General features: G+C 71.6%; 15 protein-coding genes. 9 read left to right on the top strand and 6 right to left on the bottom strand.

Annotated features, from left to right (window positions below; translation table 11 throughout):
• The first annotated feature begins 1 nt into the window (after position 1).
• On the top strand, positions 2–1,003 hold the full coding sequence (locus IE134_RS09090) for a proline racemase family protein (protein WP_189430142.1): 1,002 nt from the start codon (positions 2–4) through the stop codon (positions 1,001–1,003).
• A gap of 60 nt (positions 1,004–1,063) precedes the next feature.
• Here the strand turns inward: IE134_RS09090 and IE134_RS09085 are convergent, their stop codons facing one another.
• A complete protein-coding gene (locus IE134_RS09085) occupies positions 1,064–1,774 on the bottom strand; it encodes a GntR family transcriptional regulator (RefSeq protein WP_030716233.1) in 711 nt (236 codons plus the stop codon).
• A 379-nt stretch (positions 1,775–2,153) separates the two neighbouring features.
• Between IE134_RS09085 and IE134_RS09080 the strand changes: the two genes are divergently transcribed.
• On the top strand, positions 2,154–4,388 hold the full coding sequence (locus IE134_RS09080; protein WP_229823468.1) for a collagenase: 2,235 nt from the start codon (positions 2,154–2,156) through the stop codon (positions 4,386–4,388).
• A gap of 137 nt (positions 4,389–4,525) precedes the next feature.
• Positions 4,526–5,584 (top strand): vWA domain-containing protein, encoded by a 1,059-nt coding sequence (locus tag IE134_RS09075; RefSeq protein WP_030716237.1) that lies wholly within the window; start codon positions 4,526–4,528, stop codon positions 5,582–5,584.
• 20 nt (positions 5,585–5,604) lie between these two features.
• Here IE134_RS09075 and IE134_RS09070 read toward each other — a convergent pair whose 3' ends face one another.
• Positions 5,605–6,252, bottom strand: a complete 648-nt coding sequence (locus IE134_RS09070) for a LysE family translocator (protein ID WP_030716246.1) — start codon at positions 6,250–6,252, stop codon at positions 5,605–5,607.
• A gap of 169 nt (positions 6,253–6,421) precedes the next feature.
• Here IE134_RS09070 and IE134_RS09065 point away from each other — a divergent pair, with 169 nt between their 5' ends.
• Complete coding sequence (locus IE134_RS09065; RefSeq protein ID WP_189430140.1) at positions 6,422–7,765, top strand: aminotransferase-like domain-containing protein; 1,344 nt, start codon at positions 6,422–6,424, stop codon at positions 7,763–7,765.
• 28 nt (positions 7,766–7,793) lie between these two features.
• Here the strand turns inward: IE134_RS09065 and IE134_RS09060 are convergent, their stop codons facing one another.
• Positions 7,794–9,311, bottom strand: a complete 1,518-nt coding sequence (locus IE134_RS09060) for a cryptochrome/photolyase family protein (RefSeq protein WP_098893989.1) — start codon at positions 9,309–9,311, stop codon at positions 7,794–7,796.
• A gap of 127 nt (positions 9,312–9,438) precedes the next feature.
• Positions 9,439–9,873: a hypothetical protein gene (locus IE134_RS09055; RefSeq protein ID WP_030716253.1), complete on the bottom strand. Its 435-nt coding sequence runs from the start codon at positions 9,871–9,873 to the stop codon at positions 9,439–9,441.
• A gap of 115 nt (positions 9,874–9,988) precedes the next feature.
• Here IE134_RS09055 and IE134_RS09050 point away from each other — a divergent pair, with 115 nt between their 5' ends.
• On the top strand, positions 9,989–10,804 hold the full coding sequence (locus tag IE134_RS09050; RefSeq protein WP_030716258.1) for a helix-turn-helix domain-containing protein: 816 nt from the start codon (positions 9,989–9,991) through the stop codon (positions 10,802–10,804).
• A 33-nt stretch (positions 10,805–10,837) separates the two neighbouring features.
• Here IE134_RS09050 and IE134_RS09045 read toward each other — a convergent pair whose 3' ends face one another.
• Positions 10,838–11,056 carry a hypothetical protein gene (locus IE134_RS09045; protein ID WP_030716261.1) on the bottom strand — a complete coding sequence of 73 codons (219 nt, stop codon included), beginning with the start codon at positions 11,054–11,056 and terminating at the stop codon, positions 10,838–10,840.
• 158 nt (positions 11,057–11,214) lie between these two features.
• Here IE134_RS09045 and IE134_RS09040 point away from each other — a divergent pair, with 158 nt between their 5' ends.
• From IE134_RS09040 to IE134_RS09030, 3 genes are all read left to right on the top strand, one after another.
• Entirely contained in the window at positions 11,215–12,180 is a 966-nt protein-coding gene (locus IE134_RS09040; RefSeq protein WP_030716264.1) for a DUF8832 domain-containing protein, read from the top strand.
• 76 nt (positions 12,181–12,256) lie between these two features.
• A complete protein-coding gene (locus tag IE134_RS09035) occupies positions 12,257–13,237 on the top strand; it encodes an LLM class F420-dependent oxidoreductase (RefSeq protein ID WP_030716267.1) in 981 nt (326 codons plus the stop codon).
• A 125-nt stretch (positions 13,238–13,362) separates the two neighbouring features.
• A complete protein-coding gene (locus tag IE134_RS09030) occupies positions 13,363–14,598 on the top strand; it encodes a serine hydrolase domain-containing protein (protein ID WP_189430138.1) in 1,236 nt (411 codons plus the stop codon).
• Positions 14,599–14,611: 13 nt separating this feature from the next.
• Here IE134_RS09030 and IE134_RS09025 read toward each other — a convergent pair whose 3' ends face one another.
• Positions 14,612–15,103: a MarR family winged helix-turn-helix transcriptional regulator gene (locus tag IE134_RS09025; RefSeq protein ID WP_030716274.1), complete on the bottom strand. Its 492-nt coding sequence runs from the start codon at positions 15,101–15,103 to the stop codon at positions 14,612–14,614.
• 123 nt (positions 15,104–15,226) lie between these two features.
• Here IE134_RS09025 and IE134_RS09020 point away from each other — a divergent pair, with 123 nt between their 5' ends.
• The gene (locus IE134_RS09020) at positions 15,227–16,033 is read left to right on the top strand and encodes a cyclase family protein (protein ID WP_050513711.1); all 807 of its coding nucleotides are present in this window, start codon (positions 15,227–15,229) and stop codon (positions 16,031–16,033) included.
• Positions 16,034–16,113: the final 80 nt, after the last annotated feature.

Genomic DNA, 16,113 nt, shown 5'->3' with positions numbered 1-16,113 from the left:
CATGCGCTCCACGGTCTGTTACCACGCGGTCGACTCGCACACCGAGGGCATGCCGACCCGGGTGATCACCGGCGGGGTGGGTGTCCTGCCGGGCGCGACCATGGCGGAGCGGCGGCAGCGGTTCATGGCCGAACGGGACGGGCTGCGCACCCTGTTGATGTGCGAGCCGCGCGGGCACGCCTCCATGTCCGGCGCGATCCTCCAGCCCCCGACCCGGCCGGACGCCGACTTCGGCGTGCTGTTCATCGAGGTCTCCGGCTGCCTTCCGATGTGCGGCCACGGCACCATCGGCGTGGCGACGGTCCTGGTGGAGACGGGCATGGTCGAGGCGGTCGAGCCGGAGACCCTCATCCGCCTCGACACTCCCGCCGGCCTCGTCACGGCACGGGTCGCCGTGCGCGACGGCCGCGCGGAGTCCGTCACCCTGGAGAACGTCGCCTCCTACAGCCATGCGCTGGACCAGGTCGTGGAGGTGGCGGGGTTCGGACCGGTCCGCTACGACATGGCGTACGGCGGCAACTTCTACGCGATCGTACGCACCGAGGACCTCGGCATCCCCTTCGACCGGGCGCAGAAGGACCGGCTGCTCGACGCGGGCCTGGCCGTCATGCGGGCGGTCAACGAACAGAACCCGGTGGTCCATCCGGAGAACCCCGCTATCGACGTCTGCCACCACGTCTATCTGGAGGCCCCCGGCTCCAGCGCCGAGCACTCGCGGCACGCCATGGCGATCCACCCCGGCTGGTTCGACCGCTCGCCCTGCGGGACGGGGACCAGCGCTCGGATGGCCCAACTGCACGCGCGGGGACTGCTGAAGACCGGGCAGGACTTCGTCAACGAGTCCTTCATCGGCTCCCGTTTCACCGGCCGGATCCTGTCGGAGACCACGGTCGGCGGCCGGCCCGCCGTCCTGCCCTCCGTGACCGGCCGCGCCTGGATCACCGGGACCGCGCAGTATCTGCTCGACCCGGCCGACCCCTACCCGGAGGGATTCACCGTGTGACTGCCGGTCCGCACATCCCGCCTCGGGGCCAACACCGGCTCTGCCGAAGCGACTTCGATGTCAGCGCGCGCCGAGCCTGCGGGACGGGGCCGCGCGTTCGGCCTCCCGCTTCCGGGCCGCCCACAGGGTCCGCACATGCGCGAGATGGCGGCGCATGTGCTCCTCGGCCGCCTCCGCGTCGCCCTCGATCATGATGTCCAGCAGCGCGGTGTGCTCCTGGGCCGAACCGACCAACGACCCTTCCTGGGAAAGGTCGGTGAGCCCGTACAGCCGGGAGCGCTTGCGCAGGTCGGCCACCGTCTCGACGAGACGCGCGTTCCCCGCGAGGGCGAGCAGGTCGAGGTGGAAGCGGCGGTCCGACTCCAGGTAGCCGATCAGGTCGCCCCGCTGGGCGGCGTCCACGATCTCCTGGGCCACCGGGCGCAGCGCCTCCAACTGCTCTCGGGAGGCGGTGCGGGTCACGCGGCCGATGGTGGGGATCTCGATGAGCGCGCGGATCTCGGTGTACTCGTCCAGGTCGCGCTCGGAGAGTTCGGTGACCCGGAAGCCCTTGTTGCGCACCGCCTCGACCAGGCCCTCCCGGGCCAGGTCCAGCATGGCCTCGCGCACGGGTGTGGCCGAGACGCCGTACTCGGCGGCCAGGGTGGGCGCCGAGTAGATCACGCCGGGCTGGAGTTCCCCCGCTATCAGCGCGGCCCGCAGGGCGTTGGCCACCTGGTCACGCAAATGCTCCTGCACCGAGATGAGTTTGCGGGACTTCAGCTCACCCATGCGTTCCCCTTCAGATATGTCACCGCACCATACAATGTCACGTTGCGCGGTGAGTCCGCCTCCTTCCCTCCTCTTTCTGTCGCCTGCGAATTTCCCGAAACGGGCAGTCCCGGGGCGGAGTTCGGTCATGAGCCTTCCCTGTGAAGTGTGACCTGTGCCATTGTACATGTCACAGGGCGTGGACATGCCAAGTCTGGACATCGACCCCATCCCGTCCGGCCGACAGCACGGCATGACGACATCCCCGAGCCGCGCCCTGTCCGTCCCATCGGTCACGCGAGCGCGTGGCCCGATCCCTCATGGGAGGAAAACCAACGTGAGAACCACACTCGTCCGCCGAGGTGTGGGTGCCGTTCTGCCGCTGGCTCTGGCCGGGGCGATGGGCGTCGCGCTGCTCGCGCAGCCGGCCCAGGCGCAGCCGAACTCCCCTTCGGCCGCCACGGCATCGAACGCATCGCAACCGACCCGCACCGCCGGATCGGCCGACCCCGCGCCGCAGGCGCAGCAGTCCTCCGCACCGGACACCGGTCACCGGACCGAAGGCCGGCGATCGGTATCCCAGCTCCCCCCGCTGAGCGCCGACAAGTCCGCCCTCAGGGAGGCGTACGGCGACCACGACGCCCCGTTATCGGCGAAGGCCGCCGGCTGCGACCCGGCCGACTTCACCGGCCGCACCGGGGCCGAACTGGTCCGCCAGATCAAGGCGTCCGCCACCGACTGCGTGAACACGCTGTTCAGTCTGACGGGCAACGACGCCCGACTCGCCTTCCGCGAAGCCCAGATGGCCTCCGTGGCGTACGCGCTGCGCGACAACTCCGCGTACTACCCGGGCGACGGGAGCACCGGCACCCCGCAGCTCGTGCTCTACCTCCGGGCGGGGTACTACGTGCAGTGGTACAACCCGGAGGTCGTCGGCCCGTACGGAAGCGCCCTGCGGACCGCCGTCCGCTCGGGGCTCGACAGCTTCTTCGCGAGCCCCCGGTCGCGTGACGTCACCGACGAGAACGGCGAGACGCTGTCCGAGGCGGTCATCCTGATCGACAGCGCCCAGGAGAACGCGCGCTATCTGAACGTCGTCAAGCGGATGCTGGCGGACTACGACTCCTCCTGGAACGGCCTCTCGCGGATGCTCGCCGCGGTTAACGGCGTGTACACGGTGACCTTCCGGGGTCACCAGGTACCCGAGTTCGTCAGCGCCGTCGAGGCGGACCCGAGCCTCCTCGACTCGCTGCACCGCTTCGCCGCCGACCACCTCTCCCTGCTCGACGGCGACCACGCCTACCTCACCTCCAACGCCGGGCGGGAGCTGGGCCGCTTCCTCCAGTACCCGAGCCTGCGGGGGAAGGCCCGGCCCCTGGCCACTGACCTGCTCGGCCGCGCTTCGATCACCGGTCCCACCGCCCCGCTCTGGGTGGGCATAGCGGAGATGGCCGACTACTACGACCGCGCGAACTGCTCGGCGTACGGCGTCTGCGACCTCCAGGAACGCCTCAAGCGGGAGGTCCTGCCGGTCCGTCACACCTGCAGCCCGGGCATCCGGATCCTGGCTCAGCAGATGACGTCCGCCGAGCTGAGCGCGTCCTGCACCAGCCTCATCGAGCAGGACGCCTACTTCCACCGGGTCGCGAAGGACGACGGCCCGGTCGCCGACGACCGCAACACCAGCATCGAGGTGATCGCCTACGACTCCAGCGCCGACTACCAGACGTACGCCGGCGCGATGTACGGGATCGACACCAACAACGGCGGCATGTACCTGGAGGGCGACCCTTCCGTCGTGGGCAACCAGCCCCGCTTCATCGCCTACGAGGCGGAGTGGCTGCGGCCGGACTTCCACATCTGGAACCTCAACCACGAGTACACGCACTACCTGGACGGCCGCTTCACCATGTACGGCGATTTCGCCGCGGGCATGAGCACCCCCACCGTCTGGTGGGTGGAGGGCTTCGCGGAGTACATCTCCTACCATTACCGGGGCGAGCCCTACACCGCGGCGATGACCGAGGCGGGCAAGGGCACCTACGCCCTGAGCACTCTCTTCGGAACCGACTACAGCCACGACACCACCCGCGTGTACCGCTGGGGCTACCTCGCCGTGCGGTACATGCTGGAGAAGCACCCCGCCGACATGGACACGGTGCTCGGCCACTACCGCACCGGTCGGTGGGCCGCCGCCCGGACCCACCTCACCAGCACCATCGGCACGCGGTACGACAGCGACTTCCGGACCTGGCTGGCGGGGTGCGCCGCCGGTGACTGCGGCGACGGCTCCACCACCCCCGTCACCGAGTGCACCGACCCCGATCCCCGCGTCCTGGGCGAGAACTGCCGTCGCGGCAACCTCTCCGCCACCACCGGCAACTACGCCTACCACTACCTGTACATCCCGGCCGGCACCGACCAGCTCAAGATCACCGTCAGCGGCGGCACCGGCGACGCGGACCTCTACTACAGCGCCACCGGCTGGGCCACCACCGCCTCCCACACCAGCCGGGACACCGGCCCCGGCAACACCCACACTCTGACGGTCACCAACCCGCCTGCCGGCGCGAACTACATCAGCCTGCACGCGGCGAGCACCTTCGGCGGAACCACCGTCACGACCGCCTACTGATCCGCCCACCGCACCTTCCGCCCGGGGCCGGGCGCCACGCGCGCCCGGCCCCGCTGTCAGTGCCTCCCCATAGGGTCGAAGACATCGCTCGGGGAACCCCCGGGGGGTTCGGGGAACACCGGAGAAGGAGCACCGCCATGTCCGCCAACAGGATCCAGCACAAGGTGAATCACGTCGCTCTGGTCGTGGACGCCTCCGGTTCGATGTACCAGCACCAGGGTCAGCTGATCCGCGTCGTCGACGAGTTCGTGGCAGGGCTGAAGGCCGAGTCGGACAGCCTCGGCCACGAGACCCGGATCAGCCTCTACTCCTTCGACCACCGGGTGGAGAACCTGGTCTGGGACATGGATGTGAAGCACCTCCCGTCGATGCGCGGCCTCTACAAGGTCAACAACGGCGCGACGGCGCTGATCGAGGCCTCGCTGAAGTCCCTGGACGACCTGGGCCACATCTGGGAGGAGTACGGCGAGCACAGCTTCCTCCAGATCGTCGTGACGGACGGCGAGGAGAACGCCTCCGGCGGCGACCGGCGCCACGACGGCGACATGACCATCCTCGGCCCCTGGCTCGACCGGATCACCGCGAAGATGAACGGGCTCCCGGGGCACTGGACCTCCGCGATCCTCGTGCCGAACTCCCTGGCCAAGCGCACCGCCCAGAACTACGGCTTCCCGGCCGGCAACATCGCGATCTGGGACGCGGACTCGCAGAAGGGCGTCGAGGACGCGATCGGCACCGTGCGCGCCGCCGCCACCAGCTTCCTGCGCGGCCGGGAGCAGGGCGTGCGCGGCACGAAGAACCTGTTCGCCGTCGGCCAGGACATATCCGTGGACGACGTGCGGGCCACCCTCGAACCGGTCGCGGCCGACAAGTACCGGCTGCTGAAGGTCGACAAGGAGACGGAGATCCGCGCCTTCGTCGACTCGCACCCGGGCGTCACGTACGAACGCGGCTCCTGCTACTACCAGTTGGGTTCACGCGTCCAGGTGCAGCCCGACAAGGAGGTCATCGTCGTCGAGAAGGACACCGACCGCGCCTACACGGGCGAGGCGGCGCGCAACCTCCTGTTCGGCGCCGGAGTCCGCGGGACCGTCTCGGTGAAGGCGGGCAACAACCCCAAGCTGGAGGTCTATGTCCAGAGCCGTTCGGTGAACAGGAAGCTCAAGGCCGATACGCGTCTGCTCATCATGCTCTGAACCCTGTCCCGGACGGTCGTTCAGCCCGAGGCCGCCGGTGCCGAGGTGTCCGTCGCGACCGACACCGCGAGCACGCCCAGGGCGGTGCCCATCAGATAGCGTTGGGCGCGGAGCCAGGAAGGGCGCCGGGCGAGAAAGACGGCGATCGCTCCCGCCGCGAGGACGATGCCCAGATTGACGGTGAGGGCCACCACGATCTGGACGGAGCCCAGCACGAAGCCCTGGAGAAGCACGTTTCCCGCCTCCAGACTGATGAACTGCGGGATGAGGGACAGATACATGATGGCGATCTTCGGGTTGAGCAGATTCGTCATCAGGCCCATCGTGAACAGCTTGCGCGCGGAGTCGTGCGGCATCTCCTTGGGCGCGAAGACGGAGACGCCGCCGGGCCTCAGGGCCGTCCAGGCCAGATAGGCCAGGTAGCCGGCCCCGGCCAGCTTCACCGCCACGTACAGCTCGGGCACCGCGAGGAAGACCACCGACAGACCGAGATTCGTGGCCACCAGATAGACGAGGAACCCCACGGCCACACCGCCGAGGGAGACCACCCCTGCGCGTCGCCCCTGAGTGATGCTCCGGGAGACGAGATAGATCATGTTCGGCCCCGGGGTGAGCACCATGCCCAGGGCGATCATCGCGACGCCCAGCACTCCGCTCAGCTCAACCATGCCTGTCCGCCGCCCTGTTCATGCCCTCGGTCCCGACCGCATCGCCCGGTCCCGCCCCCGTTGCTCGGTGCAATCGGAGTCTAGGTTCGCCTTTCGAGTCGGTTCAATAGCGGACATTGCACTCGGTGCAATGATGTGTTTCGATGCGGCGACCAAGGAGGTGAGGCCCGTGAAGGACTTCCGGTCCGTCGCGGACACCGTGGCGGCGGAGATCGCGTCCGGCCGGCTCGGGCCGGGGCAACGCCTGCCTCCGCAGCGGGAGTTCGCCCGGCTCCACGCCATCGCCGACTCCACCGCCTCGCGCGTCTACCAGGAGCTGGCCCGCCGGGGCCTCACCGTCGGCCACGTCGGCCGCGGCACGTTCGTCGCGGCCGCGCCCGGCGCGCCCACTCCCGCCCCGGCCCTCTCCGAGCCCGCCGCCCACCGGGTCGACCTGGAGCTCAACCACCCCGTCGTCCCCGAACAGGCCGCGCTGCTCGCCGCCGGCCTGGAGAAGCTGGTGCGCTCCGACGACCTGGAGTCGGTGCTCCGCCCGGTCGGGCCCGCCGGTACGCCCGCCGCCCGCGAGGCGGCCGCCGATCTCCTGGCGCGGGGCAGCGGGCGGCCCGACCCGGACCGTGTCCTGTTCGCCGGAAACGGCCGGCAGGCCATCTCCGCCGCCGTCGCCGCACTGACCCGGCCGGGGGCTCGGCTGGGCGTCGAGGAGTACACCTACCCCGTCCTGAAGGCCATCGCCGCCCGGCTCGGCGTCACCCTCGTACCGCTGGCCATGGACGAGGACGGGCTGATCCCCGAGGCGGTGGAGGAGGCGCACCGCGCCGAACCGCTGCACGCCCTCTACGTACAGCCGGTCCTGCACAACCCGCTGTCGCTCACCATGCCCGCGCGACGGCTCGACCAGCTGGCCGACGTGCTGCTGACATCGGGGATCCAGGCGATCGAAGACGCGGTCTGGGCCTTCCTCCGGGACGACCTGCCATCCCTCGCCGCGCGGGCCCCCGAGCACACCGTCCTCGTCGACAGCCTCTCCAAACGGCTCTCCCCGGGCCTGTCCCTCGGGTTCGCCGTGGCCCCCGCGGCGCTGGAGGGCCGGGTCACGGCGGCCGTGCGCTCCGGCGGGTGGACGCCCATGCGGTTTCCCCTGGAGGCGATGGTGCGGTGGCAGGAGGACGGTGCCGTCGCCACGCTCGTACGGGCCAAACAGCGGGAGGCCGCGGCGCGTCAGGAGATCGCGCACCGCCACCTCGGGGACTTCCGCACCCGCAGCGACCCGTCCTCGTACCACCTCTGGTGGGAGCTGCCCGCCCCCTGGCGCTCCGACACCTTCGTCGCCGCCGCCGCGCGGCACTCCATCGCGGTGACCCCGGCCGCGGCGTTCTCCGCAGGCCGCCCCCGTGGCCCGCACGCGATCCGCCTCGGGCTGGCGTCCCCCACGAGGGAGGTGCTCTCCCGGACCCTCGCGACCCTCGCCGGCCTCGCCCGGTCCGCTCCGGACGACCTGGCCGGGGACTGAGACCTCGGGCCCTGGGAGCCGACGGGTGTCAGGGCGCGCGGTCGCCGCGTGCCGCGATCTCCTCCAGGAGCCCGTCGAGATCCTTCAGCCGGTCCAGGCCCTTGACCGCCCTGGCCATGCGGTGGTTGGCGCTCAGTGGCTCGCGGTGGCGGTGGAGGAAGGCCCAGTAGCCCGCCGTGTACGGGCAGGCGTGCTCGCCGGTGCGGTCGGTGGGGCGGTAGGCGCAGGGCTTGCACAGGTCGCTCATCTTGTTGATGTAGGCGCCGCCGGAGGTGTACGGCTTGGTCGTCATCCGGCCGCCGTCCGCGTACTGCGACATGCCGACGACATTGGGCAGCATCACCCAGTCGTAGCCGTCGACGAAGCACCGGTGGAACCAGTCGGTCACGGCGGCCGGGTCCCAGCCGTCCTGCAGGGCCCGGCTGCCCAGGACCATCAGCCGCGGGATGTGGTGCGTCCAGCCGGTGTCGCGGACCTGGGCCAGCACCGTGGACAGACAGTTCGCGGTGACCGCGTCGGCGTCCAGGTCGAGGAACCAGTCGGGCAGCGGAGCCCGGTGGCGCAGCGCGTTGCGGGTCCGGTACTCCTCGCCGAAGTGCCAGTACAGCTGCCACACGTACTCCCGCCAGCCCGCGATCTGCCGGACGAAACCCTCGACGCTGTTGAGCGGCGCCTCGCCCGCGCGCCACGCCTGCTCGGCCCGCTCCACGCACTCGGCGGGGTCCAGAAGTCCCAGGTTGAGGGGGACGGACAGCAGGCTGTGGCTCATCACGGGGTCGGCCGCGAGCATCGCGTCCTCGTACCGCCCGAAGTCGGCAAGGCGGTGGGAGACGAAGCGCCGGAGTGCGGCCAGTGCCTCCCGCCGGGTGACGGGGAAGCGGCGGGGGCCGTCGCGGCCGACGAACGTGACCTCGCCGTCCCGCTCCCACCGGTCGAGATCGCGGCGCACCTCGTCGTCGATCTCGTCCTCGTGCGGGCGGTAGGGCGCGGGGACGTCCAGGGTCTTCACGCCCTTGGGCGGCGGCTCGCGGTTGTCGTGGTCGAGGTTCCACGTTCCGCCGGCCGGTTCGTCGCCGTCCATGAGCAACTCGTGCTCCCGGCGCACCCATCGGTAGAAGCCCTCCATCCGCAGCCGGTCGCCCCCGTGCTCCTTCGCCCACGCCCCGAACTCCTCCTGGTCCAGCAGGAAGCCCCGGGCCGGAAGCACGTCGATGCCGTCCCGGCCGGTCACGAAGTCCAGCGCGGCCCGGGACGTCGGGTGGCATACCGTCAGACGGTCGCCCCCACCGTCGAATCCCGCCTCCGCCAGCCCTTCCGTGTAGGTCCGGGCCTGTACGTAGCGGACCCGGTCGCCCAGCTCGGCCGCCCGGTGCCGCATCGCGGAGAGGACGAGGTGGGCCTTGGCCCGGTGGAAGCGGCGCCGGCGCAGGACGGACCTGGCCTCGATCATCAGGAGGGGGGCGTGGGCGTCCGGGCCGCCGTGGCGCGGGTCCAGGAAATGGGGGCCGAGCTGGTCGCCGAAGAGCCAGTGGGTGCGTGGTGCCATGAGGTGCGTCTGTCCTGCCGTCGGAGGTCCCGCCTCCGCCACGCTAGGGAGGGCGAGGACGGCTCCCGCGACGCCACGCCGCGCAAGCAGGACGCGTACGGTCGCCGGTGCGCTCTGCGGAGCCCGCTCAGGCCGTCGCGGCGGTCATCCGCCGCAGCCCCGTGTACTGGAGTGCGGTGTAGACCGTCACGATCAGCGCGCCGATCAGCAGGAACACCACCCCGGCCCCGTTCAGCGGTACGAAGTCGGCGAAGGCGATCACCACGCACCCGACCGCACACACGGCGTTGACCGCCACGACGGTCCTGGCCAGGGCGGGAGGGATCACCGGATAGCCCGCGATCAGCGCGAGGCAGCCCGCACCGCCCAGCTGGAAGATCCCGAACGCGACGGAGAAGGCCACCGGCATCCCGGTCAGCGAGCCGAGCGGCGCGGCCGCCGCGACGAGGACGAGGCCCATCACGGCGGTGCTCACGCTGTCCACGCGCAGCACCAGGCGGAGGAAGCGGGAGGTGTCCCGGTCCGGGGCCGTCGCTGCGGACGGGGCGAGGGTGTACGTCATCTCGGATCTCCTTCGTGCGGCGGGTCGACGCCACCGTGCCACGCGCGGGGGCCGGGACTCCATGACCTCCCAGGTCAAGAACGCCCCGGCGGTGCTCCACGGGTACGGTGGGATCATGGAGACCCAAGAGCCGCCCCGGATAGGCCCGTTGCTCCGGTCCTGGCGTCGCCGCCGCAAGCTCAGCCAGCTCGACCTGGCCCTGCGTGCGGACTCCTCCACCCGCCACCTCTCCTGCGTGGAGACGGGCCGCGCCCGGCCGAGCCGCGATTTCGTGCTCCGGCTCGCCGAGCACCTCGACATCCCGCTGCGGGACCGCAACGGCCTGCTGCTGGCGGCCGGTTACGCCCCCGCGTACCGGGAGTCGCCGCTCGACAGCGACCGGATGGCGATGGTCCGCTCGGCGATCCGGGCGATGCTGGCCGGGCACGAGCCCTACCCGGCCGCCGCGATCGACCGGATCTGGAACATCGTCGACCGCAACGACGCGATGTCCCTGCTGCTCGGCACCGTGCCGCCGCATCTGACCGAGTCGGGCGGCAATGTGATGCGGCTGATCCTCCACCCGGAGGGGCTCGCCTCCCAGTGCCTGAACTTCGCCCAGGTCCGCGCCCACGCCCTCGGCCGGCTGCGGCACCAGGTGGAGACCACCGGCCACGACGAGCTGCGGGAGCTGTACGAGGAGGTCTCCGCCTACCCGGTCCCGGCCGACCTCGACGCCGACCCCGGCCCGGTGGACCCGACCGGCATCGTCGTCCCGTTGCGCATCCGTACGCCGCTCGGCGACATGGCGTTCTTCAGTACGATCGCCACCTTCGGGGCCCCCGCCGACGTGACCCTCTCGGAACTCGCGGTGGAGTCGTTCTTCCCGATGGACGAGCAGACCGACACCCTGCTGCGCACCCTGGCCGCGCTGGGCGGCGGGGGCCGGTAGCCGGTCGAACCCAGGCCCGCCGGGCGGCGGGGGTCAGTGGCGGCGCGGCCCCGAGCCCGGCCTGCCGTGTGGGTGGGCCCGGAAATCCCGTCCCTCGCTCCGCGACTGCTGGGCCCGCAGCCGGGCCGCCTGCTCGATCAGCAGCCCGTCCGCGTTCTCGGTGGCGCCGCGACGCCCGCGCCGGATCAGCACCACCGCGCACCACGCGGACACCGCGCCGATCCCTGCCAGTAGCGCGACGAACGCCCCCATGAATCCCCCGCTTCCCCGTGCCGCGCCGGACCGGCGGGCTTCACTCTCCGTGTCCCCGTATCGCCCCGCAAGATCGCCTCCGGTTGACTTCATACCCCTGGGGGGTATCTTGAGTGGTGAGTGGTCGCGATCCGGCGGCCTTGACGAGGGAGTGGGCCATGCAGACCGGTCTCAAGATCACGGCCTTCGCCGCGGGGCTCGCGGCGACCTTCGGGTCGGCGTACGCGGTGGGCGGCGCGCTGGATCCCGTGGCCGCGCCGAAGGAGCCGTCCCACCAGGAGAGCGGGGAGGGCCACGGCGAGAAGGAGGGCCCGGCGACGGAGAAGGGTGCGGGGGAGGCGTCCGAGCTTCCCGGTGGCCTGCAGGTCTCGCAGGGAGGCTTCACCCTCGACCTCGACACCCCGCGCGTCGAGGCGGGCGAGCCCGCCGAGCTGCGCTTCGCCGTCGTGGACGAGGACACCTCCCGCAACGTGACCGCGTTCCGCCGCGAGCACGGCAAGGAGCTGCACCTGATCGTGGCGTCGAGCGACCTCACCACCTACCGGCACCTGCACCCCGAGCGGGCCGCCGACGGCACCTGGTCCACCCCCGTCGAGCTCCCCGAAGCCGGCGGCTACCGGGTCTTCGCCGACTTCACCCCGGAGGAGAGGAACGCCGAGGGCGTCACCTTGGGCGCTGACCTCGCCGTCTCCGGCGACGCCCGCCCCGAGCCGCTCCCGGAAGCCGAGCGGACGGTGACAGTCGACGGGTACGAGGTCACGCTCGCCGGTGTGCTGCGTCCCGGGGCGGGCAGCGAACTGAAGCTTGAGGTCGAGAAGGACGGCAAGCCGGTCAACGACCTCCAGCCCTACCTCGGTGCGTACGGCCACCTCGTCGCGCTGCGCGCCGGCGACCTGGCGTACCTCCACGTCCACCCGAACGGCGAACCGGGCGACGGGCGTACCGAGTCCGGGCCTGAGGTCTCCTTCACCGCGACGGCCCCGAGCAAGGGGGCCTACCGCCTCTTCCTCGACTTCCGGCACGAGGGGAAGGTCCGTACGGCCGCCTTCACCGTGCACGCCGGGGGCGCTGCTCCCGAGAAGCCCGCGCCCGAGGGCGGCGAGTCCGCCGATCACGGGCACTGAGGGCGTTGACACACTCCGCGCACCCCTCAATACTTCGACGAACGTAGAACTTTCGAACCGTTCGTGAGGGGTCGCGATGCAGCGCCACGGTGTGACCATCCCGCTCAACTCCGTACCGCTGTCCGCGCATCGGCGGATCATCGAGGAACTGCCCGACCTCGGGTACACCGACGCCTGGTCGGGCGAGGCCGCTGGATACGACGGGTTCACCCCGCTGGCGCTCGCCGCCGCCTGGGCCCCGTCGCTGCGCGTGGGCACCGCCGTGGTGCCCGTGCAGACCCGGGGGCCCGCGCTGCTCGCCATGACGGTCGCGACGCTCGCCGAGGCCGCCCCGGGCCGGGTCGCCGTGGGGGTCGGCTCGTCGGGGCCCCCGTTCGTCACCCGGATCAACGGCATCCCCTTCGAACACCCCTACCGGCACGTCCGCGACACCGTCCGCTTCCTCAAGGCGGCTCTCGCAGGCCGCTCGGTGCGCGGGGTCTTCGACTCGTTCACCATCGAGGACTACCGCCCCGCCCTGCACCCGGATCCGGTGCCGCCCGTGCTGGTCGGCGCGCTCCGCCCGCAGATGCTGCGGCTCGCCGCGCGGGAGGCGGACGGGCTGGTCACCAACTTCCTCGCCGTGGAGGACCTGCGGCCGGTCAAGGAGGCGATGGGCCCGGAGGGGGCGGGCAAGGAGATCGTCGCCCGGCTCTTCGTCTGTCCGACCGGCGACCTCGCCCACGCCCGGGCGCGCGGCCGGGCCCTGCTCGGCCCGATCCTCAACGCCCGTACGTACTCCGCCTTCCACTCGTGGCTGGGCCGCGACGACGAGCTGGCCGCCTCCCGCCGGGCCTGGGCCGCGGGGGATCTGCTGGGTGCGGGAGGCGCGCTGCCCGACGCGCTGGTGGACGCGCTCCTGGTGCACGGGAAGCCGGAGGAGTGCCGGGAGAAGGTGGCCGCCTATGTCGCGGCGGGGGTGACGACGCCGCTGCTCGCGGTGCTCCCCGCGCCCGAGTTCGGTGCGGGCCCGGATGGGACCCTCGCCGCCCTGCGGGCCCTGGCTCCGACCGGCTGAGGTCCGTCTCAGCACTCGATGACTCCCTTGTTGTGCAAGGGAGTTGCTCCTATAGTTCTATGGATCGCGAACTATCAAATAATGTCGAGCCGTATGGCTGCCCGCATGCCCACCCAGGAGGAGCAGTGTCCCGTATCAAGACCGAGGTGGATCCGGCGGAGGTCGGACTGAGCCCCGACCGGCTCCACCGCATCGACGCCCATCTCTCCGCCTATGTGGACGACGGGCGGCTCCCGGGCTGGCAGCTCGCCGTCACCCGCGACGGCAAGGTCGCCCATCTGTCCTCGTACGGTTCGCGCGACCGGGAGAACGACCTCCCGGCGGCGGGCGACACCCTCTACCGGGCCTGGTCGATGACCAAACCGGTGACCTCCGTCGCCGCCATGATCCTTGTCGAGGAGGGGGTGATCGGCCTCCAGGACCCGGTCTCCCGCTACATCCCCGCCTTCGCCGACGTACGCGTGTACCAGCGCGGGCCCGCCGACCGGCCGGTCACCGCACCCGTCACCGAGCCGATCCGGGTGCGGCACCTGCTCAGCCACACCTCCGGGCTCACCTACGGCTTCCACCGCGCCCACCCCGTCGACGAGATCTACACGAAGAACGGCTACGAGTGGGCCACCCCGCCCGGCCTCGACCTCGCCGCCTGCTGCGAGCACTGGGCCTCCTTCCCGCTGCTCTTCGAGCCCGGCACCGCCTGGAACTACGGCGTCTCCAGCGACGTCCTCGGCCGGGTCGTGGAGGTCGCGTCGGGCCAGAGCCTCGACGCGTTCTTCGCGAGCCGGATCCTGGAGCCGCTCGGCATGGAGGACACTGCCTTCTCCGTCCCGCCGGAGAAGGCCGACCGGCTCGCCGCCTTCTACACCGCCGACCCGGCGACCGGCCGCGCCACCCGCAACGACGGCCTCGGCGCCGGCGCCCTGCACCGGCCCGCCGCACTCTCCGGCAGCGCGGGCCTGGTCACCACACTGGCCGACTACCACCGCTTCACGCAGATGCTGCTCGGTGAGGGCGTCCACGAGGGGCAGCGCATCCTCGGCCCCCGCACCCTGCGGCACATGCTCCGCAACCATCTGCCGGGCGGGGCCGATCTGAACAGCGTCGGCCGCCCGGTCTTCTCCGAGATGCCCACCGCCGGCGTCGGCTTCGGGCTCGGCTTCGCCGTCGTCGAGGACCCGGCGCAGGCCGGGGTGGTGGCGAGCCCGGGGGAGTACGGCTGGCACAGCGCGGCCGGAACCATCTTCTGGGTCGACCCGAAGGAGCGGCTCACCGCCCTCTTCTTCACCCAGCTCATGCCCTCCAGCGCCCACCCCCTGCACGGGCGGCTGCGGCAGCTGGTCAACCAGGCCGTCGTCGACTGAGCCCGTGCGGGCCTCAGTTCACCTCAAGGATCTTGCCCACCAGCCGGGCCAGCGTCCGCCGCTCGGCGGCCGTCAGCGCACCGAAGGCCCGGTCCAGCAGCCGCGGCACCCCGCCCTCCGCCTCCGCCAGTGCCGGTCCCGCCTCCGGGGTCAGCGTCACCGCGTAGGCCCGGCGGTCCCGGGGGTGACGCTCACGCCGTACGAGACCGGAGTCCTCCAGGCCGTCGATACAGCCGACCATCACGCTGCGGTCGATCCGCAACTGCTCGCTCAGCTCCTGCTGCGAACAGGGGCCCACGTCGTCCAGCATCTTCAGCACCAGGTGCTGGGCCACGGTCAGCCGGTGCCCGGACAGCTCCTCGTCGATCGTGCGCGCCACCAGCGTCGTCGCCCGGCACATCGCGATGTCGGGGCGCTCCTGGGCCAGCTTGGAGAAGTAGCCGCGGGTCCCACCGTCCTGCTCCCGGCTCGGCGATGTGAGGCGGGAAGGCTGCGTGGCGGTCATGACTGCTCCTCCTGCGGTCCAGGACGGCGGGCCATCCGGTGTGTCGAGATTATCCATCCCCAGAACGTCTTCCCTCCCCAGTCTAGCGCCGGCTCCCGCGAGCCGGCGGATCGGAGCTGCCCCGTGTGCAACCCCCAGACCATCGCCGCCTCCCTCCCCCCGGAGCAGGGGAAGTCCGGCTCCCAGGACCCCGCCGGTCCGGCGGAGCGGCCCGCCCCGCGCGTCACCCTGCCGACCGGCTCCGTCCGTGACCTCACGCATGTCGTCGGCCCCGACTGGCCGGTCTTCGACCTCTACGTCAAGCCCATGGAGATCCGGCGGCTCGCCAACCTCGCCGAGCACGAGTACAACGCGCTGGAACTGACGTACAACGAGCACATCGGCACCCACATCGACGCCCCGCTCCACTTCGACGACGACGGGCTGTCCGTGGAGCGGATCCCGGCCGACTCCCTGGTCGCCCCGCTCGCCGTCGTCCGGATCGGGGACCGCGCCGCCCGCGACCACGTCACCGAGCTGACCGTGGACGACCTGGTGCGCTGGGAGAGCCGCCACGGCCGGATCCCGGACCGCGCCCTGCTCGCCGTCGACAACGGCTGGGCGGCACGCATCAACACCCCCGGCGCCTTCCTCAACTTCGACGAGAAGGACGGGCTCTACCGCTTCCCCGGCATCTCGGTGGAGGCCGCCGCCTTCCTCGTCGAGGAGCGCTCCGTGGTCGGCGTCGGCACCGACTCGCCGAGCCTGGACCCCGGATCCCGTCCGGCCGACCCGTACACCCACCGGGTCATCCTGCCCGCGGGCCGGTACGGCGTCGAGTGCCTCGCGGGCCTCGACACCGTCCCTGACGTCGGCGCGGTCGCCGTCGTCGGCGCACCCCGCCACGCGGGCGGCACGGGCGGCCCTGCCCGGGTGCTGGCCTTCCTGTGACCCGCCCGACCGTCCCGCCGACGCCACCCCCGCCCGTCCGCACCGCGCACCGCCGCCATCCCGTTCCGCGCACCGCCACA

The sequence above is a fragment of the Streptomyces rubiginosohelvolus genome (genome assembly GCF_014649875.1).
GTDB classification, from domain to species: Bacteria; Actinomycetota; Actinomycetes; order Streptomycetales; family Streptomycetaceae; genus Streptomyces; species Streptomyces rubiginosohelvolus.
Note: the sequence above shows the minus strand (reverse complement) of the source record. Positions and strands in the feature narration are given on the sequence as shown.